Source organism: Lewinella sp. IMCC34183 (genome assembly GCF_003390915.1).
Lineage (GTDB): Bacteria > Bacteroidota > Bacteroidia > Chitinophagales > Saprospiraceae > Neolewinella.
This window is the reverse complement of the sequence record NZ_QMEM01000006.1, coordinates 308,454-329,885: the sequence shown is the minus strand read 5'-3', so window position 1 is coordinate 329,885 and position 21,432 is coordinate 308,454. Positions and strand designations below refer to the sequence as shown.

General features: G+C 63.0%; 16 protein-coding genes. 7 read left to right on the top strand and 9 right to left on the bottom strand.

Translation table 11 applies throughout. The features are described from left to right. Window positions 1–2: 2 nt before the first annotated feature. Both DQG19_RS15010 and DQG19_RS15005 read right to left on the bottom strand, forming a co-directional pair. A complete protein-coding gene (locus DQG19_RS15010; protein ID WP_116127090.1) occupies window positions 3–1,688 on the bottom strand; it encodes an ArnT family glycosyltransferase in 1,686 nt (561 codons plus the stop codon). Between the two features lie 77 nt (window positions 1,689–1,765). After that, entirely contained in the window at window positions 1,766–2,578 is an 813-nt protein-coding gene (locus tag DQG19_RS15005; RefSeq protein ID WP_157974532.1) for a phosphatase PAP2 family protein, read from the bottom strand. A gap of 191 nt (window positions 2,579–2,769) precedes the next feature. Between DQG19_RS15005 and DQG19_RS15000 the strand changes: the two genes are divergently transcribed. Continuing rightward, on the top strand, window positions 2,770–3,435 hold the full coding sequence (locus DQG19_RS15000) for a DedA family protein (protein ID WP_116127088.1): 666 nt from the start codon (window positions 2,770–2,772) through the stop codon (window positions 3,433–3,435). On the opposite strand, the gene DQG19_RS14995 is transcribed toward DQG19_RS15000, so the two are convergent. Next, a complete protein-coding gene (locus tag DQG19_RS14995; protein ID WP_116127087.1) occupies window positions 3,408–4,097 on the bottom strand; it encodes a VIT family protein in 690 nt (229 codons plus the stop codon). The genes DQG19_RS15000 and DQG19_RS14995 overlap by 28 nt on opposite strands. 293 nt (window positions 4,098–4,390) lie before the next feature. Here DQG19_RS14995 and DQG19_RS14990 point away from each other — a divergent pair, with 293 nt between their 5' ends. Continuing rightward, complete coding sequence (locus tag DQG19_RS14990) at window positions 4,391–5,122, top strand: ROK family protein (protein WP_116127086.1); 732 nt, start codon at window positions 4,391–4,393, stop codon at window positions 5,120–5,122. An 18-nt stretch (window positions 5,123–5,140) separates the two neighbouring features. Here the strand turns inward: DQG19_RS14990 and DQG19_RS14985 are convergent, their stop codons facing one another. Next, a complete protein-coding gene (locus tag DQG19_RS14985; protein WP_157974531.1) occupies window positions 5,141–5,809 on the bottom strand; it encodes an RluA family pseudouridine synthase in 669 nt (222 codons plus the stop codon). A 178-nt stretch (window positions 5,810–5,987) separates the two neighbouring features. Between DQG19_RS14985 and DQG19_RS14980 the strand changes: the two genes are divergently transcribed. The 3 genes from DQG19_RS14980 (at window position 5,988) to DQG19_RS14970 (ending at window position 12,403) form a co-directional block, all read left to right on the top strand. Continuing rightward, window positions 5,988–9,002 (top strand): SusC/RagA family TonB-linked outer membrane protein, encoded by a 3,015-nt coding sequence (locus DQG19_RS14980; protein ID WP_116127084.1) that lies wholly within the window; start codon window positions 5,988–5,990, stop codon window positions 9,000–9,002. An 11-nt stretch (window positions 9,003–9,013) separates the two neighbouring features. Continuing rightward, on the top strand, window positions 9,014–10,705 hold the full coding sequence (locus tag DQG19_RS14975) for a RagB/SusD family nutrient uptake outer membrane protein (protein WP_198661761.1): 1,692 nt from the start codon (window positions 9,014–9,016) through the stop codon (window positions 10,703–10,705). Between the two features lie 204 nt (window positions 10,706–10,909). After that, a complete protein-coding gene (locus DQG19_RS14970; protein WP_116127083.1) occupies window positions 10,910–12,403 on the top strand; it encodes a DUF1593 domain-containing protein in 1,494 nt (497 codons plus the stop codon). A 4-nt stretch (window positions 12,404–12,407) separates the two neighbouring features. Here the strand turns inward: DQG19_RS14970 and DQG19_RS14965 are convergent, their stop codons facing one another. Beyond that, window positions 12,408–13,154 carry a LytR/AlgR family response regulator transcription factor gene (locus tag DQG19_RS14965; RefSeq protein ID WP_116127082.1) on the bottom strand — a complete coding sequence of 249 codons (747 nt, stop codon included), beginning with the start codon at window positions 13,152–13,154 and terminating at the stop codon, window positions 12,408–12,410. Next, complete coding sequence (locus DQG19_RS14960; RefSeq protein ID WP_116127081.1) at window positions 13,151–14,191, bottom strand: sensor histidine kinase; 1,041 nt, start codon at window positions 14,189–14,191, stop codon at window positions 13,151–13,153. The genes DQG19_RS14965 and DQG19_RS14960 overlap by 4 nt, the downstream gene beginning before the upstream one ends. Before the next feature lie 448 nt (window positions 14,192–14,639). Here DQG19_RS14960 and DQG19_RS14955 point away from each other — a divergent pair, with 448 nt between their 5' ends. Beyond that, on the top strand, window positions 14,640–15,842 hold the full coding sequence (locus DQG19_RS14955; protein ID WP_116127080.1) for a hypothetical protein: 1,203 nt from the start codon (window positions 14,640–14,642) through the stop codon (window positions 15,840–15,842). A 10-nt stretch (window positions 15,843–15,852) separates the two neighbouring features. On the opposite strand, the gene dnaE is transcribed toward DQG19_RS14955, so the two are convergent. The 3 genes from dnaE to DQG19_RS14940 all read right to left on the bottom strand — a co-directional run bounded on the left by dnaE (window position 15,853) and on the right by DQG19_RS14940 (window position 20,269). Then, on the bottom strand, window positions 15,853–19,398 hold the full coding sequence (gene dnaE / locus DQG19_RS14950) for a DNA polymerase III subunit alpha (protein WP_116127079.1): 3,546 nt from the start codon (window positions 19,396–19,398) through the stop codon (window positions 15,853–15,855). Between the two features lie 221 nt (window positions 19,399–19,619). After that, the gene (locus tag DQG19_RS14945) at window positions 19,620–19,889 is read right to left on the bottom strand and encodes a hypothetical protein (RefSeq protein ID WP_116127078.1); all 270 of its coding nucleotides are present in this window, start codon (window positions 19,887–19,889) and stop codon (window positions 19,620–19,622) included. Between the two features lie 113 nt (window positions 19,890–20,002). Continuing rightward, window positions 20,003–20,269 carry a hypothetical protein gene (locus tag DQG19_RS14940; protein ID WP_116127077.1) on the bottom strand — a complete coding sequence of 89 codons (267 nt, stop codon included), beginning with the start codon at window positions 20,267–20,269 and terminating at the stop codon, window positions 20,003–20,005. A gap of 299 nt (window positions 20,270–20,568) precedes the next feature. On the opposite strand from DQG19_RS14940, the gene DQG19_RS14935 reads away from it, so the two are divergent. Next, the gene (locus DQG19_RS14935) at window positions 20,569–21,429 is read left to right on the top strand and encodes a fumarylacetoacetate hydrolase family protein (RefSeq protein ID WP_116127076.1); all 861 of its coding nucleotides are present in this window, start codon (window positions 20,569–20,571) and stop codon (window positions 21,427–21,429) included. Window positions 21,430–21,432 lie beyond the last annotated feature (3 nt).

The window sequence follows — 21,432 nt, the reverse complement described above, 5'->3', positions numbered from 1 at the left end:
TTTTAGTCGCGGTCGGGTGCCGTACCGTAATAGAACGTGTACCGGCCCAGCGTGTCGTGGTTACCGAGCTGCTCCAGCCAGGGGGCCAGGTCAAAGCGGGCGTTGCCGTAGACCACCACGACCGCGGGCTGCGTAGCCCACCGGCGCATAAGGGAATCGCGCACGGAGGTATGGTCCACCGGCAGCCAGTGCCGCCGCCACTCGCCGGTGACCTCGCGGCTCGTGTCACGGGTGATGGGGCCCTGGTACAGGTAGTGGGGCTCGGTATTCAGCCCGAAGGCGACGGCCGGCAGCTCCCGGTTGAGGGTGTACAGTTCGTAGTCGGCCAGGCCACGGTCCCGTAGTTCCCGAACCACCGGGGCCGGACTGCTGACCAACAGCTCGTTCGCCGCCAGGAATTCGGTGCCGACCGGCAGGAGGAAAGTGGTAAAGAGCAGCGGCACGGCAACGAGGCGCTCCGCTCCGTTGCGGGCCAGTCCGCTCAGCCGCGGCGGGACATACCAGAAGGCCACCAGCCCCAGGGCGGCGAATAGGTAATAGAGCACGCTGCCCGTGACGCGGTCGGTAATCAGGGGAGCAGCCAGCAGTCCCACGAAGAGCAGGCTGAAGGATACCTGGGCGATGCGCATCCAGTTGCGCACCGCACCCGCGCCCGCCGCCGCCAGCCACACCGCCGCCAGCAGGGCCAGCCCCGGATAGGCCGGCAATACGTAGAGCAGCAACTTGGAGTGGGCGAAGGAGTAAAACACGATCGGTCCCACGAACCAGGCCGCCGCCCAGTACACCACGGCTCGCTCGCGCCACAACCGGCTCCACGACCGGCCGTACCCAAGCACCGCGGGGAGCCAGGGCAGGGTAGTGGCGGTCACCGTTGCCAGGTAAAACCAGGCGGGCATCTCGCGGCCCCACTGGTCGGAGGTGTAGCGGCGGATTGTCTGGTCGACGAGGAAGTAATCGACCAGGGAGGCGTCCTCGGCGATCAGGGCCAGGTACCACGACAGGCCTACCGGTAGGAAGACCAGGACGCCGAGCAAATGGCGTCCGATGAGGGTCAGCCAGTTGGCGGGCGGATGCAGCAGGTACCAGGCCGGCAGCAGAACGGCCGGCAGGATCACGACCCCCGCGCCCTTCGTGAGGGCGGCCAGTCCCCAGGCCAGGTACGCCAGCAGCAACCAGCCCACCGGACGGTTGCCCTGCTCGGAACGGACGAAAGCGTACACCCCCGCCAGCAGGAAGGTCATCAGGTAGAGGTCGGTGGTCAGGTTACGCGAGGCGATCAGCAGGATGGGGAAGGAGGCGTAGACGGCCGTAGCCCACAGGGGCTGCCGCGGGTCGGGCAACAGCCGGCGGCCGATACGGTAGACGAGCAGCAGCTGTAGCAGCAGCCCCACCTGCAGGAAAAAACGCGCAGCGCCCGGCCCGACCCCGAAGATCCGGTAGGCCGTTGCCGTGATGGCGTAGGTGAGCGGCGGCTTGTGGTAGTGCCGCAGCCCTACGATGGTGGGGTGCAGGTAGTCGTCATGCTGGAGCATCTCGCGGCCCATCTCGGCGTAGCGGGCCTCGCTGGTCTCGATCAGCCCCCAGCTGCCGAGTCGGTAGCAGGAGAAGATGGTGAACAGGATCAGTAAGCCCCACAGCAGGGCCTCGGCGGGCAGGCGGGGGGTAATTCGGGAAGAGGGAAAAGGCATACGTTACGGGCGCTCGGGATCGTCAGGTTTCCGGTGCACCCCCCACCGGGCACCGGTGCCAGTGCGCGGTCGGGACACTAGGCGCCCCCAAAGGTATAACATAGGTACAGGCCGGTACCCGTGGGCCGCAGGCTTACCCCGCGTACTCGTACCGGACGGCGGTGGAGGGCCGGAATGCCGTAGCCGATGGCGGCACCGACAAGGTAACCGGTCACCACGTCCGAGGGGAAGTGCTGGCCGGCACGGACGCGCAGGTAGCCGGCTACCGCCGGCAGGGTGGCCGACACCGTCCACACCACCGGTTTCAGGGGGCTGTCGGGGTGGTAGTCGGCAAATACCCGTCCGATGAAGAAGGACGCCGCGGCGGTGTTGCTGGTGTGCGCGGAGAAGTAGGAGGTGCGGTCGTAGGCGTCCACCTGGGAATCGGCCGGCAGCTGTGGGTCGTAGAGGTAGGGGCGGGGGCGCTGTACCGTGCCCTTCACGATGTCGGTCAGGCCCTGGTTCAGGAGCATGGTCTCGACGAAGAGAAGTCCCACCTTTACCGCGTCCGCCCGGATGCGGCGGTCGAGCAGCAGGGTTACCGGCAGGGCCACCGTGCCGTAGGCGACGATGTCGGAGCCGGACAGGGCCGCGGAAGAGACGTTGCCGAGCGCGCTTTCGTCGAAGCCAGGCACCTTGGGCAGGGACAACTCCCGCAGGGCGACCTCGTCAATATTCTGATTGATCAGGTAACCCGTCAGCGCGGATCCGGCCGCCACGGTGCCTACGCCGAGCTCGCGGCGCAAAGAAAGGTAGTAAGGGCCGTCGCCGCCGGGCACCTGGCCTAGCACGGAGAGCGAAGTGGTGAACGTCAGCACGAGGATCGTCCACCGGTAAGTCATCGAACGCATGGGGAGGGGGTTGGTAACGGGCCGAATCACCCGTGGTGGGTGCAACAGCGGTCCGGGGCGTAAAGTGTGATGCATCTTGACAATTCCACGACCCTCCACCCCATCGGCCCGCCGCACAACGGGTGGCCGGACGGGATTATAGGCGTACGCGGCCCCGGACGGCATTCGCCGGGCCGGTACAATTTTTACCCATGGACAGTCTTTCGGCCTTCTTCTTCGGCTTCGACGACTGGTTGCGCCAGGCCGCCGAGCTGCACCCCCTGGCGCTTTACGGCCTGTTGTTCGCCATCATTTTCCTGGAATCGGCCTTCTTTCCGCTGGCCCCCTTTCTGCCGGGTGACGGCTTACTACTCACCACCGGTCTGCTCGGGGCCTCCGGCGAAGTCCACCTGTTGCCGGCGGGGCTGTTGCTCTGCGCCGGTGCCGCGCTGGGTAATGAGGTCAGCTACGCGCTGGGGCGGCGCGTCGGTCCGGGCGTATTCGACCGCTTCTCGTGGCTGCGGCGGGAACACTACGAAAAGAGCAGGCACTTTTACGAACGCTACGGCGACTGGGCCGTGGTGCTTTCCCGCTTCCTGCCGCTGGTACGGGCCGTGGTGCCCTTCGTGGGCGGGGTAGCGGGGATGGACCGCGCCACCTTCCACCGCTTCAGCGTACTGGGGGTGATCATCTGGGTGGTGGGATTGCTAACGGTAGGGTACTTCCTCGATCGCGTCCCCTGGCTGGATCGTAACCTGACCACCATCATCGCGGTGGCTACCACCTTCTTCGTACTCGTCGCGGTGGTCGCCATCATTCGTACGATAAGGCACTCGCGCCGCGTAGCGGCTCAGAGTCCCTCCACGCCGAACAGGTAACCCACGGCGGCCGTACCGGCCATGGCCAGCGTTCCCCAGAGACAGATGCGGAAGATGCCCATCCAGATCCTCGCGCCGCCGGTGCGGGCAGCCAGGGCGCCCAGGGCCACCAACGCGACCAGGGTGGCACCGTACTGAAAGAAGACCATCCCCTTGAGAGGGGCGAACAGCGCGACCAACACCGGCAGGGCCGCCCCGGCAAGAAAGGATACGCCGGAGGCGAAGGCGGCACTGAGGGGTTGCGACTGGGTGAGCTTGCTGATGCCCAGTTCGTCGCGGGCGTGGGCCTGGAGCGGGTCGTGGGCCATGAGGGCCTCCGCCACCTGCCGGGCGAGGGGGGCATCCAGACCGCGCTCCCGGTAGATGCCCGCCAGTTCTTCGGTTTCGTACTCCGGGTGGTCCCTGAGCTCACCGGCCTCCCGCTCCAGGTCGGCCTTTTCCAGGTCGGACTGCGAGCTTACCGAAATGTACTCGCCGGCGGCCATGGAGAGCGCGCCGGCTACCGTTCCCGCCAGGGCCGCCAACAGGATCGGCTCGCGCGTCACGGAGGCTGCGGCCACGCCCACCGCAATGCTCGATACCGAGATGATACCGTCGTTGGCGCCCAGTACGGCGGCGCGCAGCCAGCCGCTGCGGTTGATATAGTGGCCTTCTTCGTGCATAATTGCCTTACAACGCGAAAAATAGGCAATCTTCCGGCCGGGTTCACCATACCGGGGCGGGGCCGCGGGTGCCGGGCAAACCTCGGGACCGTATCCCGCGGGGGTAGGTCGATCCAAGACTGCGGTATCCCAAACGACGGAAGGGCCGCCCGTAGTAATGACCGGAAGAGGAGCCTTGCTCGCGGCGATATGAAAATTGCCAGCGATTTACGGGGGGTGTGCATTAGCTGCGTCACCCGCTATACGTCAACCGTGACCCACGCTCGCGTCGGCCACCGGTTCGTTCGAATATTATGAACGATCCTACCCCCGCTCCCCGCATTCTGATACTCGACCTCGGCGGCTCCCATTTGAAGGGGACCGTATTGGATGCCGCAGGTAACGAAGTAGCCGCTTACCAAAGCCTGCCCACCCCGCGACCCGCTACGCCGGACCGTGTACTGGATACGGTCGGGGATCTCATCAAGCAACTGGGCGCCTTTGACTACCTCTCGATGGGTTTCCCGGGATACGTCCGCCACGGATTGGTGCAGACCGCCCCCAACCTGGGGTCGGAATCCTGGGCCGGAGTCAACCTCCAGGACCGGCTGGCGAAGCGGTTCGGGCGCCCGGCCCGGGTCGTCAACGATGCCGACCTGCTGGGCCTGGGCATTGCCGCCGGCGACGGTCTGGAGCTATTGGTTACCCTGGGAACCGGCTTCGGGACCGCCTGCCTCCTCGACGGCGTCTTGCTGCCGCACCTTGAGCTGGCCCACCACCCGCTGCGGGAGGAGATCGACTATGACCAGTACGTGGGCGAGGCCGAGCTGGAGCGGATCGGCCCCGAGGCGTGGAACGTACGGATGCGGGAAGTCGTGGATATCCTTGATACCGTCTTTCACTACGATACCCTGTGGCTGGCGGGCGGAAATGCCCGGCTGATCACCTTCGACGCCGGTCCGCGGGCGAAATTATCCAACAACCGGACCGGCATCCGCGGAGGGTACCGGCTCTGGAGCCGCGAAACCGGCATTTTGACGCACTGAGATATCCCGTAGCGCTACTTACTCTGTGGCGGGGGGAAGCGGCCAGTACTCGGGTAGGGGGGCTACGGTCTCGATCACCGCATCTTCGTCCGCGGGGTCGGGAAAGGACAAACGGTGGGCGTGCAGGGCGATGCAGTGGTCGCGCAGGGGGCGCAGTGCCCCGTAGGCGTGGTCGCCCACGATGGGTGCGCCGGCCGCGGCGAACTGGCACCTGATCTGGTGGAAGCGACCGGTGACGGGCGTGACCTCGTACAGATAGCTTCCTTCTCCCTCCCGCAGCAGGCGATAGGAAAGGATCGCCTCCTTGGCCCCGGCTACGGGGCGGGTACTGGCCACGGCGAGCTTATTCGTGGCGTTGCGCAGGAGGTAGTGGTGCAGGCGGCCGGTGGCTTCCGGCAGGGGGCGGTCGGTGACGGCCAGGTAGCGCTTCGTGGTGCTCCGGGCCGCGAAAGACCGATTGAGGCGCACCAGGGTCGACTTGTTGCGGGCCAGAACCAGCGCACCGCTGGTAGCCCGGTCGAGCCGGTGGACGATGCCGACGAAGCCGGCCCGTTTGGCGTTGTCGCGCGTCCATTGCACCTGCGCCCGCGCCTCCAGCGTATCGTACTGAAAGTGACGCTCGGTAGCGATGCCCGCAGGCTTATTAACAACGGCCCAACCGGGGCCTTCGCGGAGAATATCAAGCATGGGCGGAAGGTACGGAGGACCCGAGGGGCCGGGGCAACTAAATTTTGCCACTTCTCGCCAGCCTGTTGGTAAATACCACATAAAGTTGTAGTATTATCGTGGTTTTTAGGGCAATCGTTTGCAAATACGGTGTTTGCCGCTTTTTTACACTTTATACCCACTGTAAATTTAATCGATCATGCACAAGCTTATTTTTCTGCTGCTCTGCAGCGGGCTGACCCTGGCTGCCTCGGCCGCAAACCTTCCGCCCGGGGAACGGGCGGCCGTCACGGTCACCGGCACCATTACCGACGAAAGCGGGATGCCGCTCATCGGCGCCACGGTGCTGGAGGAGGGGACGACCAACGGCACGGTAACGGACCTCGACGGTAACTTCTCCATCAACACCACCACCGGAGACCCCCACCTCGTGATCACCTATACCGGCTACGAGAGCCAGGTAGTGCAGGTGGGCTCACAGACCGAATTTCAGATCGTGCTCTCGGAAGATTCCCAGACCCTCGACGAGGTGGTGGTGGTCGGCTACGGCATCCAGAAAAAACGGAACGTCACCGGCGCCATTTCAAGCCTCAACGACGAGGCCATCAAGAAGATCGCCACCTCGAGCGGGGTGGTTGCCATGCAGGGACAGGTCAGCGGTGTGGACATCGTGAGCCCGGGCGGCCGTCCAGGTGCCAACCCCAGCATCCGGATCCGGGGCCGGCGGTCGCTGTCGGCCTCCAACGACCCCCTCTTCGTGATCGACGGCATCCCGCAGACCTCCGGGACGAGTGCCATCGCGGACATCAATCCTCAGGACATCGAGTCCATGGAAGTACTCAAGGACGCCGCCGCCACCGCCATCTACGGCAGCCGGGGCGCCAACGGCGTCGTGATCGTGACCACCAAGCGCGGCTCGGCCGGCCGGACCATCGTCAGCTACGACGGCTACTACGGCGGTACCAGCGCCCTGAATACCGTGGATATGATGAACGGGGCGGAGTTTGCCCAGCTCAAGCGGGAGAGCCAGCGCGACGGCTGGAACGGGGCAATCCCGGCCGACGAGGTCGTCTTCCAGGATCCCACCGAGCTGGAAAGCATCGCCCTCGGCCGCAGTACCGATTTCCAGGACCTGGTGATCGGCGACGGCTGGCAAACCAACCACCAGCTCGGCGTACGCGGCGGAACAGAGAGCACGCAGTTCAATATGTCGCTCGGCTACTTCGACGAGCAGGGCATCATCTCCAACATGGACTTTCGGCGGTTCACGGCGCGGGTGAACCTCGACCAACGGATCGGCAGCATCTTCCAGGCGGGCATTTCCTTCACCGCCTCTAACTCCCTGCAGAACTTCGGCTCGACGGCCACGATCTTCGAGGCCCTGGCCAACAATCCGCTGGGCGTGCCCTACAACGATGACGGCTCGGTCCGCTTCCTGCCCACCAACGACGGCATCCGGACCAACCCCCTGTCGGAGCTCGTACCCAACGCCTACATCGACGACCGGCGGGTGACGCGCATCTTCGCGCCGATCTACCTGAAGGCCAACCTGACCGACGGGCTCACCTTCACTACCAACTTCGGCCCCGACATCCGCTACTACCGGCGGGGTGAATTTCGTGGCAGCCTGACCAACGACAACCGCGGCGGCCCCTCCGATGCGGAGACGACCACCAGTCAGGACTTCGGCTACACCCTGGAGAACATCCTGAACTACAACACCACCCTGGGCAGCCAGCACGACCTCGGCTTCACCCTGCTGCAGTCGATCCAGAGCCTCCGCTACGAGCGGACGAACGTGGCCGTACTGAACCTGCCTTACGAGGAGCAGCTGTTCTACAACCTCGGGACCGCCGAGGTGAAGGGCAACCTGGGCTCCACCCTGAGCGAGTGGCAGCTGGCCTCCTTCATGGGGCGGGCCAACTACTCCTTCGGGGGCAAGTATCTCTTCCAGGCCAGCTTGCGGGCCGACGGCTCCAGCCGCCTGGCGGAGGGCAACAAGTGGAAGTACTTCCCCGGACTGTCCGTCGGCTGGCGGGTCGGTGCCGAGCCGTTCATGGAGAACCTGGGCTGGCTCAACGACCTGAAGCTCCGGGCGAGCTACGGGCAGGTGGGCAACACGGCCGTCGATCCCTACAGCACCCAGGGTGCCCTGCAGCGGACGGTCTACGCCTGGGACGAGAGCCCCGCCTTCGGATTTGCGCTCCGCGACATCCCCAACGACCAGCTGGGCTGGGAGGTATCCAAGACCCTTAACCTGGGCGTGGATATCGACGTCCTGAACGGTCGCTTCAATGCCTCCTTCGAATACTACCGTACCAACACCGAGGACCTCCTGCTGGCGCGTAACCTGCCCCCCACCTCCGGCTACAGCAGCATCCTGCAGAACGTGGGCTCCACCCGTACGAAGGGCGCCGAACTGGTGCTCGGCGCCGGCATCCTCAACAATCCGACCGGACTGAACTGGAGCGTGGACTTCAACATCTCCGGCTACCGCGAGGAAATTACCGAGCTGGCCCTCTTCAACGAGGACGGCACCCCCGCCGACGACATCGGCAACCAGTGGTTCATCGGCCAGCCAATCAACGTATTCTACGACTACCGCAAGATCGGCATCTGGCAGGCGGACGAGGTCGACCTGGCCGATGCCACCGAGAACAAGGTGCCCGGCGAGATCCGGCTGGACGACGTGGACGGCGACGGCGTGATCACGCCCGCCGACCGGGTGCTGCTGGGCAGCGACGTGCCGGATTTTTTCGGGGGACTTACCAACCGCTTCGAGTACCGCGGCGTGGAGCTGTCGTTCTTCCTGTACTTCCGCCAGGGACAGATGATCTCCAGCCGCTTCCACGCCGGCAACAACTCGCTGTTCGCCCGGTACAACAACCTGGACGTGGACTACTGGACCATCGACAATCCCACCAACGAGAACCCGCGGCCCAACGAGAACCAAGAGAGTCCGCGCAACGGCTCCACGCTCACCTACTTCGACGGCAGCTTCGTCAAGCTGCGCAACGTGCAGCTCGGCTACAACCTTCCCGATAACGTGATTTCCCGACTCGGCCTGTCGCGGCTGCGCGTCTACGTATCCGGGCAGAACCTCTGGTTTGCCTCGAAGTACGAGAGCTTCGATCCCGAGCTGCAGGATCCCTCGCAGAACGATGTCATCCCGAGCACCAAGATCATCATGGCCGGCGTCCGTGCCACCTTCTAAAAAATACCACCGTGAAATTCAAAACACTAATTAATTCCCTGTTGCTCGGATCGGTCGGCCTCGCGCTGCCCGCCTGCAACGGCTACCTGGAGGAGGAGCTCGTTTCCAACGTTTCCGCCTCCACCTACTACCCGACGGCCGCCGGCTTTCAGGACGCGGTCAAGGCTACCTACTCCTTCATGAAGCCCTTTTACGGGGTGGAGCGCGGCTTCACCATGACCGTGTTCGGCACCGATACCTACACCAACGGGGCCGACGGCAGCTACAAGGGCATCAATGCCTACGACGGCCGCCTGAACGGGGCCGACGGATTTATCCGGGATACGTGGCGCGATCTCTACCGCGGCATCAACCAGGCCAACGCCGTGATCAACCGCTCACAGGGCCTGGAGGACGTCACCGAGGAAGAGAAGACCGCCCGCATCGCGGAGGTACGCTTCCTGCGTGGCCTCTACTACTTCGACCTAACGCGCATCTACGGCGACGTGCACCTGTCGCTGGAGGAAACCGAGGGCATTGAGATCGAGGCCAACCGCACGCCGGTCGCCACGATCTACAACGAGGCCATCATTCCCGACCTGGAGTTCGCGATCGCCAACCTCCCCAACTCCCAGGGAGCGGAATACGGACGCGCCACCAAGCCGGCCGCCGAGATGCTGCTGGCCAAGGTGCTGCTGACACGCAGCTACACGCCGGCCGCGGAAAGCGGTGACGCCGCCCGCGCCGAAAGCCTGTTCAGCAACGTGATCAACAACTACGATTTCGAACTGCTGGAGGATTTTGCCAGCCTGTGGGACATCGACAACGAGCAGAATGCGGAGGTGGTCTTTGCCGTGCAAAACTCCAAGTCGCAGGTCGACGAGGGCGTGGACGGCAACGGTAACCGCGGCCACCTCTACTTCCTGATGGAGTACGACAACCTGCCCGGCATGACCCGCGACATCGAGAACGGCCGCCCCTGGAAGCGCTTCCGACCCACCGCGTATACCCTCGGACTGTGGGACCGCTCGATCGATGCCCGCTACGACAAGTCGTTCAAGCACGTCTGGTACGCCAACAACGCAAGTACCATTCCTACCTGGTCCGACGAGGAAGCCGCAAAGGGCTACGGTAAGGCCGGGGACCCTAAATTTTCGCTGGGCGACACGGCCGTATACATCCCCGGTCCCCAGCTGGAAGACGTCTGGTCGCAGGAGCGACAGGCCGCCACCCGCTACCTGGTCTACACCAGCGATGAGTATACGGAGCGGAAATTCCCCACCCTGAAGAAGTGGCTCGACCCCACCCGCCCCAACCGGCAGCACGAGCAGGGGCAGCGCGACATGATCCTGATGCGCCTGGGCGACACCTACCTGCTGCGCGCGGAAGCCCGCCTGCAGCAAAACAATACGGACGGTGCGGCCGCCGACATCAACACCATCCGGATGCGCGGCGCCGTAGACAGTATGGAAGCGCAGATGATGATCGCCGCCGGCGACGTCACCCTCGACTTCCTGCTCGACGAGCGCGCCCGTGAGCTGGTCGGCGAGGGCCACCGGTGGTTCGACCTGACCCGGACCATGACCCTGATCGACCGCGTCCGGGCTTATAATCCCGAGGCCGGCCCCAATATCCAGTCCTACCACGTACTCCGGCCGATCCCCCAGGATCAGATCGACCGCACCCTGGGCGGGTATCCGCAGAACGAGGGGTATACGCAGTAGCCGCCCCTGCGAACCTTCCACGCCTGCGCAGTGAAGCAGGATGAGCCAGTAGAGAGCAAGACCACGCCACGCGCCGGGTCTTGCTCTCGCTGTTTATGCGGGTAGGCTACGCGATCTCCGGTTCGCCGCCGGGGACCGGCCGACCATTACCCGCCCCGCATCACCACAGGTTTCCTATCTTTTCCGCCCACCGAACCAAGCCGCATGCACCGAATACCTTTCCTGGCTAGCCTCCTGCTCCTGCTCGCCACCGCACCCGCGTCCGCGCAGCTACGCACCGTCGTCACGACGGACGGAGAGATCGACGACGTAGACTCCTTCATCCGGCTGCTGCTGTACAGCAACGAACTGGACATCGAGGGGCTCGTCTACTCCAGCTCGATGTGGCACTACAAGGGCGACGGCGCGGGCACGACGATGGTATCCGAGATGCCCATGACGCGGGAGCTCTACGGTGAGCGGAGCGAGCTGCGCTGGCCGGGGGAGCAGTGGATGCAGGAATTGATCGCAGCCTACGGTGAGGTATTTCCTACGCTTAGCCAGCACGCGCGGGGCTATCCGCACCCCGATTCGCTGCTGGCGCGCGTACGGGTGGGCAACATCGACTTCGAAGGGGCCATGGAACGGGACACGGAGGGCTCCGACCTGATCCGTGACCTCCTGCTCGACGCCGACACTTCCCGCCTTTACCTGCAGGCCTGGGGCGGTACCAACACCATCGCCCGGGCCCTCAGGTCGATCGAGGAGACCTACGCGGAAAGCCCGGAGTGGCCGGAAATCCGGGAGCGGGTCGCCGGTAAGGCGGTGATCTACACCATCATGGACCAGGACGCTACCTACCGCGGCTACGTTGCCCGGGCCTGGCCGGAAATCAGGGTGCTCTATAATGCCGGCCAGTTCTGGGCCCTGGCCTACGACTGGAAAAAGGCCGTGCCGGAACCGCTCCACCACTGGCTGGAGGGCCCCTTCATGGGGGAGCGCGTCATCAACGACCACGGTCCGCTGCTGGCCGCTTACTACAGCTACGGCGACGGGCAGCGGCAGGCCGGCGATCCGGAGCACGTGCACGGCGACCCCACGCGGCTGGACAGTGCGCAGTGGGGCAGCTTCGGCACCTACGACTTCATATCCGAGGGGGACTCGCCGGCCTTCCTTCACCTGGTCGACGTCGGCCTCGCCAACCAGGGGCATCCGGCGTGGGGTGGCTGGGGCGGACGGCTGGTCGCCTCGGACAGCGTAGCCAACCGCTGGGAGGATGCCGCCGCCGCGGACGACTATAACCCCTATACCGGGCAGGCGGATGGTGCCTACGCCCAGACGCGGTGGCTGCCCGCGATCCAGGCCGACTTCGCCGCGCGGGCGGACTGGTGCGTCAACGCCTACGCGGAAGCTAATCACCCTCCGGAAGTAACGCTGGAGGGCGCGACCGCGCGGACCGTGGAACGGCGGGAAAAGGTGCGGCTTTCGGTCGCCGCCACCGATCCGGACGGCGACGGGTTGTTCTACCACTGGTGGCAGTACGGGGAGGTGGACAGCTACCCCGGCGCGGCCATGATCATCCAGGACGGACCGCGGGCTACCGTGACGGTCCCCAACGATATCGAGCCGGGGCAGACGCTGCACTTCATCGTTGCGGTGACCGACGGCGGCGCCCCTTCCCTGACCCGCTACGCGCGGGTGGTCCTGACGGCCCGCTAAGGGGTCACTTCAGCTGGCGGTCGTCGATCAACTGACGGAAATCCTTGCGGTAGGTATCGCTCACGGGCACCACGGTACCGCCGCCGACGTGAACCTCATCCCGGTGTACCTCCTCGATCCAGCGCAGGGCCACGATATAGGAATGGTGTACCCGCACGAAATCACCGGCGGGGAGTAGTTCCAGCAGGTTCTTGAGGCTCTGAAGGGTGGTGATGCGCTTTTCCTCGGTGTGGATCTTCACGTAGTCCTTCAGGCCTTCGATATGGGTGATGTCATCAAAGTTGATGCGGACGGATTTGGTTCCATCCTTGACGAAAAAGAAGGGTTCGGAGACGGGCGGGCCCGCGGGTGCGGTGGGGGAGGGCGGTGCCGCGGCAATCTTGGCTTCCGGAGCTGCGAGCTGGTGGGTGATTCGTTCCACGCACTTGACGAAGCGCTCGAAGGTGATGGGCTTAAGGAGGTAGTCGGTCACCTCCAGCTCGTAGCCTTCCAGGGCGTATTCGGAATACGCGGTGGTGAGTACAACGATGGGTTTTTTTTGCAGGACCTTCAGGAGGGAGGTGCCGGTGAGCTCCGGCATCTGTACGTCCAGGAAGAGGATGTCGGGTGGTGTCTCCTGCAGCTGTTGCAGGGCCTGCAGGGGGTTGCCCAGCGAGCCGGTCAGTTCAAGATTGGGCATGCGCCCGATGTACTGTTCGAGGAGGCGGCGGGCCATCGGCTCGTCGTCGACTACCAGGCAGGTTCGCTTCATGACAGGTCAAGTTTCAGCACTACTTCGTACCGCTCCTCGGTATCGGTGATGCGGAGGTAGTGCCGGTCGGGATAGGTAAGGGCCAGCCGTCGGCGGACGTTCTGCAGTCCGATACCCGATTTGTCGTGCAGCGTCTTGCTCTCCTCCTTCAGCTTGCCGTTGGCTACTCGGTAAACGCACTCGTGTTTGTCCACGTTCAGCTCAACGGTGATCCAGGGGGCTTCGGCGGAACTGCTGATGCCGTGCTTGAAGGCGTTCTCGAGGAAGGTGATCAGGATCAGCGGGGCGATGCGTACGCCGGCCGTGGTGCCGTTGACTTCGAAGGTGATGGGCACGTGCTCCTCCAGGCGGAGCCGCTCCAGACTGAGGTAATTTTCGATGTACTCGATCTCGCGGTCGAGGGGTACCCGCGCGTGGTTGCTCTCGTAGATCATGTAGCGCATCATACCCGACAGCTTCGCGATCACTTCCGGCGTACGGGTACTCTGATTGACCGCGAGGTAGTACAGGTTGTTGAGCGTATTAAATAGGAAGTGCGGGTTGACCTGGGCCCGCAGAAACTGCAGCTCGGAAGTCAGCTGCTGGTTTTCCAGCTCCTTGCGGCGGGCCTCCAGCTCGAAGTAATCCTCTACGAAGCGCAGCAGCCCCACGCAGACGACCGCGAAGAATGCACTGGTGATGATATTGACCGCGAAACGGGTGGAGTACATCCAGGTATCGGGGTAGAGAAAGTACGCGAGAAGCGCTTGCTTACCCCGGAGGAAAAAGTAGCTGAGTGCAATAAAGACCGGTGTGAAGGTCAGCAGGTAGCGCCCGACGTTCTGGTCGCGCAACAGCCGGGGGAGGAAGACGAAGTAGTTGAGGTAGCCCATCACCATCAGGCCGGAAATATGAAAGGCAAGGTCGCCGAAAACCCGATCCCAGTCGGGCTCTCCCTTGCGTGCGTAACTGATGGTGTAGAAGAACAGCGAGGCATACACACTCCAGAAGGCGAAGTGCAGGATGAATTTTTTATTTCGCTGAAAGTAGTTGGACATGTACGCTGGTTCGCCAGCTAAGGTAGGGCGTCTCCGGAGGCCTGCGAATGACAGTGGCCCATTCGGGCGTTTACCTCGATGGTCGCGGGCATTGAATCTACGATCCGGGTGGGCGAGCCTCGCTTTCTACGAATAGATTGTTGCCGATTACGACAATAGGTCCCGCGCCCCATCCTCAATCCGAAGCGAAACTACCCGCCGGGGACAACCACAGCCTCAGCGCCCTGCTCGAACCTATCTGCCGGACAGGCCCTGGGACCGGCGCTTGATAACGTTGGCATCCGGTGGACCTTCAGCGAGGACGGCGGCTGCACGCGACTGCTGGTGCTGCGTACCTCGTTTCTCGGTTTGATGACTACCTGCCGCTGGCTTACCGGGATAGGTAGGCGAGACAGCATCCCATCCCGTACGGTGTATTTTGGAGGGTCACCGCTACCAACGATCCGGTATGAAACTCATCTATCTACTTCTCATCCTTTGTGCCTTTGCGATCGACCTGTCGGGCCAGTCTGCCTACAAGTCCGGATACCTGGTGAATGCATCCGGCCAGCGGGAGTCGGTGCGTATCCTGGATCGTGACTGGGTCGATAATCCGCTTCAGTTCAGGTACCTGACCGCCGACGACCAGCGCCTCCGGGGGACGGTGGCTGCGGTACGCGAATTTGGTTACGACGACGGCAGCCTGAGGTACTTGCGCGCCGTGGCGCCCATCGACCGGTCAAGTAATCGGGTAGGGGAGTTGAGCTCGTCCAGTCAACCCGAGTACAAAAATGATACGGTCTTCCTCGAATGGCTGGTCGACGGTGCGGCCGATCTCTTCTATTATGAGGACGGCGAGCTCCGGCGCTTCTTTTACCGGCTGGGTGACGGGGTGCCCCGGCCGTTGGTCAACCGCCGGTATCGCCGGGGGCAGGCGGTCCTCGAGCAGGCACCGTTTAGGGGCGAGTTACGGAGGCAGGTGAATTGCGGCGGGGCGGACGCCGACGTGCGGGATCTCGGCTACCGCCGCCGGGAACTCGTAGCGTATTTCGAGGAATACAACGCCTGCGAGGGCGTCGCGTACCAGACCATGGTCCGGCAACCCGCAGCGGACTGGCTACGTATTTCCCTGCGGCCGGGTGGGTCCTTCCACTTCGGGGAAGTCAGGTTTGACGGCAGCTTTGGTGGCCGGCGGATTCCTGAGCTGGTTCCTACTACTGGCGTCCGGCTTGGCGTGGAAGCGGAGGCTGTCCTGCCCCTGGCCAACCAACAGTGGTCGGTATTCGGCGAGCTGTATGTACAGCGGGTCACCTCCGGACGGGATTCGATCACGCGCGGCGATGCCAGTCTCAACCTTCGATCGCTCAACGTGCCCCTGGGATTCCGCCGGTACATTCACCTCGGCCCGCAACGGTCGCTCTTTGTCAGTTTATTCGGCCTGTTCCAGTTCCCGTGGGACAGTTACACCTTCGTGACCAACGCACGCGTTAAGGGGGGCTACCCCGCGTCCTGGAACTTCGGACTGGGAGCGGGGGGCGGCTACCGTAGCGGTCGCTGGCTGGTGGAGCTTCGCTACGCTCACAACCAGGATATTCTGCAAAAATTCGTCAATGTCAGCACCTATTACCGGTCGGTAAGCCTGGTTGCCGGCTACCGCCTGTTACCCTGGTAATGGCCGGGCCTCAGGCCGTAGCGACGCGGTACTTGATGCCGAGCTTTTCGATCTCGTTGATGAAGTCCGTATCGGCGTCCACGGTCCGCTTCAGGGAGTACATCTTCAGTTTCATGTCCTCCTCGGGGTCGTAGAAGACCATGCGGAGTTTCTGCCGGCCCTGGTACTTGTGGCAGAGCTGCTCGAGGGAGACAACCAGGTCACTGGTCAGGTCGCCCAGGGGTAGCTTCAGAATGATGGCTTCGGTCATCTCGCGGCCCAGGCCCTCCAGCAGCTTGACCTCACTCACGGCGATCTCCACTTCGTCGCTGTTCCACTTCGGGCGGTAGTTGGCCTTCACGAAGACGGCCTTACCCTGGTTGAGGACGTGCTTGTACTTCTCGTAGTCTTCCCCGAAGAGCTTGAACTCGATGGTTTCCTCGAAGTCGCTCAGCTCAAAGATGCCCCAGCCGTTGCCGTTCTTGCTCACCATATGGCGGCTGCTGCTGATCATGCCGGCGAGACGGAGGTTCGTTTTGCCGTACTTGACAGGATCCAGTTCACCCAGTGAGCAGGTGACGTAATTGTCGATCTCGAGTTTGTAGCCGTCGAGGGGGTGGCCGCTGACGTAGATGCCGGTGACTTCCTTTTCGCGGCTGAGCTTTTCGGGCAGGGTCCATTCGTTCGCCTGGGGCGGCTCGGGCTCGTCGGGGAGCACCTCGTCCTGGATGGCGCCGAACAGGGAGGAGGCCGCCGAGGCCAGCTGGCTCTGGTAGGCGTTCGCGTACTTGGTTACGTGTTCGAGGTAGCTGTCGTACTTGTCGCTGGGAGCGAAGTACTGGGCCCGGTGGATGCTGTTGAAGCAGTCGAAGGCACCGGCGTCCACCAGCGCTTCGAGCACCCGCTTGTTGACGGAGCCGGTCTCGACCCGTTGCATAAGGTGGAAAACCGATTCAAACGGTCCCCCCTCCGCGCGGGCGGCCAGGATGGCCTCCACGGGACCTTCGCCGACGCCCTTCAGGGCGGTCATGCCGATGCGGATGGCTCCCTGCTGGTTGACGGAGAAGTCCGCACGGCTTTCGTTGATGTCGGGCCCGAGCACGTCCACGTTCATGCGCTTGCACTCCTTCAGGAAGAAGGTGAGCTTGGTCTGGTCGGTCCGGTTGTGGGTAAGTACCGAGGCCATGTACTCCGCCGGGAAGTGCGCCTTCAGGTAGGCGGTCTGGTAGGCTACGAAGGCGTAGCAGGTGGAGTGCGACTTGTTGAAGGCGTAGGAGGCGAAGGCTTCCCAGTCCTTCCAGATCTTGCCCAGCTTGTCTTCGGGGTGGCCATTGGCCTTGCCGCCCTCGATGAAAGTGGGATACATCTTGTCGAGTACCGCCTTCTGCTTCTTACCCATGGCCTTCCGCAGCACGTCCGCCTGTCCCTTGGAGAAGCCTGCGATCGACTGGCTCAGCAGCATGATTTGCTCCTGGTAGACGTAGATGCCGAAGGTTTCCTTCAGGTACTTCTCTTCCCCGTCGAGGGTATAGGTGATGGGCTTGCGGCCGTGCTTCCGGTCGATGAATTCGGGGATGTACTCCAGCGGGCCGGGCCGGTAGAGCGCGTTCATCGCGATGAGGTCGTCGAAGGTGGTCGGCTTCAGCGACTTCATGTGCTTCTGCATGCCGCCGGACTCGTACTGGAAGATACCGTTGGTCTCGCCGCGCTGGAAGAGGGCGTAGGTCTTGGCATCGTCGAGGGGGACGGCATCGATGTCGATGTCCTCGCCGTGGTTGTCCTTCACCATCACCAGGGCATCCTTGATGATGCTCAGGGTCTTGAGGCCCAGGAAGTCCATCTTCAGCAGTCCGGCGGTCTCGGCAACCGAGTTGTCGAACTGGCTGATGTACATGCCGGTGTCCTTATCGGCCGTGACGGGCACGTGATCGGTCACCGGGGTCGGGGTGATGACGACGCCACAGGCGTGGACGCCGGTGTTGCGGATGCTGCCTTCCAGCTTGGAGGCGGTACGGATCAGTTCGCCGATGGCATCCTGCTGCTCGGACAGTTCCCGGAAACGGTAGGCCTTTTCGGTGTCGTCGCCGTTCAGCTTGCCCTTCAGTTTGGGGTGGATATCCTTCGGGGCTAGCACGTCGCGCAGGGTAGCGCCGAGCTGGGCGGGAAAGGACTTGGCTACCCGGTCGACCTCACTCAGGGGTACGTCCATTACTCGGCCCACGTCGCGCAGCGACGAGCGGGCCGCCATGGTACCGTAGGTGATGATCTGGGCCACCTGCTGCTGGCCATACTTATCGATCACGTAGTCGATCACCTTCTGCCGGCCGACGTCGTCGAAGTCGATATCGATATCGGGCATCGACACCCGCTCGGGATTGAGGAATCGCTCGAACAGCAGATCGTACTTGATGGGGTCGATGTTGGTAATTCCCGTGCAGTAGGCCACCGCGGAGCCGGCCGCCGATCCTCGGCCCGGGCCCACGCTTACGCCCATCTTGCGGGCCGCGGCGGTAAAGTCCTGCACGATAAGGAAGTAGCCGGGATAGCCCGACGCCTTTATGACCTCCAGCTCGAAGTCCAGGCGCTCGGTCACGATGGCGTTGAGCTCGCCGTACCGCTTTTTGGCTCCTTCGTAGGTGAGGTGGCGGAGGTATTCGTCCTGGGTCTTGAACCCCAGCGGCATCGGGAAATTGGGCAGCAGTACGTCGCTGGTCAGCTTCAGGTGCTCGATCTTGTCGTGGATCTCCATGGTGTTGGCCACGCTGTCCGGCACGTCACCGAAGAGGCGGCTCATTTCCTGCTGCGACTTGAAGTAGAAGTCGGAGCTGGGAAACTTGAAGCGGCTCATATCCTCCATCAGGCTGCCCGTATTCACGCACAGCAGGATGTCGTGAGGGAGGTAGTCTTCTTCCTCCACGTAGTGGCTGTCGTTGGTGCAGATCACCTTGACGTTGTGCTTACGGGCGAAGCCAAGCAACTTCTGGTTGATGTCCTCCTGGCTGATGCCGAGATTGTCGATGTTCTCCAGGCCGCGGTGGCGCTGCAGCTCGATGTAGTAGTCGTCGCCGAAAATGTCGAGCCACCACTTCAGGGCCTTTTCGGCCTCCTCGTCCTTACCCTGCATGATGAGCTGCGGGATCTCGGCGCCGATGCAGCAACTGCTGGCAATCACGCCCTCGCTGTACTTGGCGATGAGGGATTTATCGATCCGCGGGTATTTACCGTAGAGTCCCTCGATGTAGCCGATGCTGCACAGCTTGGCGAGGTTCTGGTAGCCGGTCTTGTTCTTGGCCAGCATGAGCTGGTGGTAGCGGACGTCCTTCTCCCCGCGGGCCCGACTGAAGGCCTTGATGTTGCGGTCCTCGACCAGGTAGAATTCGCAGCCGATCATGGGCTTGAGGCCCCGTTTGTCCGCCTCGGCGACAAACTTGAAGGCGCCGAACATATTCCCGTGGTCGGTCAGCGCCACGCCTTTCTGTCCGTCGGCGACGGCCTTGTCCATCATCGTACCGATCTCCGAAGCACCGTCGAGTAGCGAATACTGGGTATGGCAGTGGAGGTGGCAGAATTCAGGCATAGGGCGGAGCGGTTTCGACCTCGGTAAGGTAGCCCTAAAACGCCTTTTTCAAACAAAAAGTTATCCACAAAGTAGTGGTGTAGTAGGGTAGGAGATAGTACTGTAGTTCTGTAGCACCCGCGTCCGGTACAGGCCACGCTGTGGAGAAATAAATTGCTATCTCAGCGGAAAATCTCTACCGTACTACAGCACTACCCGCTACAGTACTACCCCCTACAGCGCTACCGTACTATACCCAACCCTTCCTGCCGGTCCAGAATATCTTCCAGTTCCTGAATGCGGTCGGGGCTACCGGTGAGGTAGTCATCGAGCCGTTCGTGGACGAGGTCGGTGGCTCCCGGGTCGGTGGGGTCGTCGGTCACTTGTTGGTATTCGTCGTTGTCGTCGAAGGCGGGCTTCAGGAATTCCAGGACCGCCTTGCGGATTCCGTTTTTCTTGTTGGCCGGTTGGGCCAGCGCGTCGAGGGTGGAGTGGATGAGGGCTTCTACCATGGTGTCAGGAAGTTTAAGTGCAAACCTTGCACCTGCGTTACCGCCGTACGCCCGGGAATGTTCCCCCGCCACCCGCACATCGGATGTGGCGCACATCCGATGTGGCAGGGCGGTTACTCCTCTTCCCAGCCGTCTTGCCGGTCGAGGATGCCCTCGAGCTGCTCGATGCGGTCGGGCTCGCCGGTGAGGTACTCCTCGAGGTTGTCGTATATAAGTTCCTCGCTGTCTTCGGAGGAGGGGTCGGCCACTACGGTCTTGTATTCGGACTTGTCCTCGAAGGCGGGCTTCATGAAGTCGAGGATGGCCTGGCGCACGCCGTTCTTGCGGTTAGCGGGCTCGAGCAGGGCGTCTAGGGTGGATTCAATCAGGGATTCTACCATGTCAATAGTGGTCCGGGTGATGGGTGCCGGACAAACGGCCTACCGCCCCTACGGCGTTAATGTTCCGAAAAAGCCCTCCGGGGAGAAAATATTTCCATCCCCGACATCGGATGTCCGCGACATCCGATGTCGGGGGCGAGGGGGCCAAACGGGCTGGGATCGTGTCGTGGCGGGGCCGCAGGTGACATGATCTGCCCGAAATCCAGGCACATCGGATGTCCCCGACATCGGATGTGGACCACATCCGATGTCAGGGACATCCGATGTGCGGTGCGGCCACCAGCCTGTATATTTCCGCCATGAGACTACTACGATTTATTGATCCCCAGGGGAAACCGAAACCCGGACTGCAGCTCGAAGACGACCGCCGCATCGACGTCAGTGCCTTCGGTGGCGACTTCGACGAAAGCTTCTTCGGTGACGATGGCCCCGCCAAACTGGCCAGTTGGCTGAAGGACCACCAGCAGGAATGCCCCGAAATCCCCGCCGACGCCCGCCTGGCCGCTCCCTGCGCCCGCCCCAGCAAGATCGTCTGCGTGGGCATGAACTACGAGGCCCACGCCCGCGAGACCGGCGGCGAGCCGCCCAAGGAGCCCGTACTGTTCTTCAAGGCTACCTCCGCCATCGTGGGACCCTACGACGATATCGTAATCCCTAAGGACAGCACCAAGACCGACTGGGAAGTCGAGCTGGCCGTCGTGATCGGCAAGCGGGCCAGCCACGTCAGCGAGGCGGAGGCCCTGGACCACGTGGCAGGCTACGTGCTCCACAACGACGTGAGCGAACGCGCCTTCCAGATCGAGCGGGGCGGACAGTGGGTGAAGGGCAAGAGCAGCGATACCTTCGCCCCCCTCGGACCTTACATCGCCACCGCCGACGAGATTGCGGACCCCAATAGCCTTCACCTCTGGCTGGAACTCAACGGCGAGCGGGTGCAGGACAGCAATACCTCCGACTTCATCTTCAACGTGCAGGAGTGCGTGAGCTACATCAGCCGCTTCATGACGCTGCTGCCCGGCGACGTCATCAGTACCGGCACGCCCAGCGGCGTCGGCCTCGGCATGAAGCCCAACCGTTACCTCAAACCCGGAGATGTCGTGGAACTCGGCATCGAGGGCCTGGGAACCTCCAAGCAACGCGTACGCGCCTACCAATCATAATAA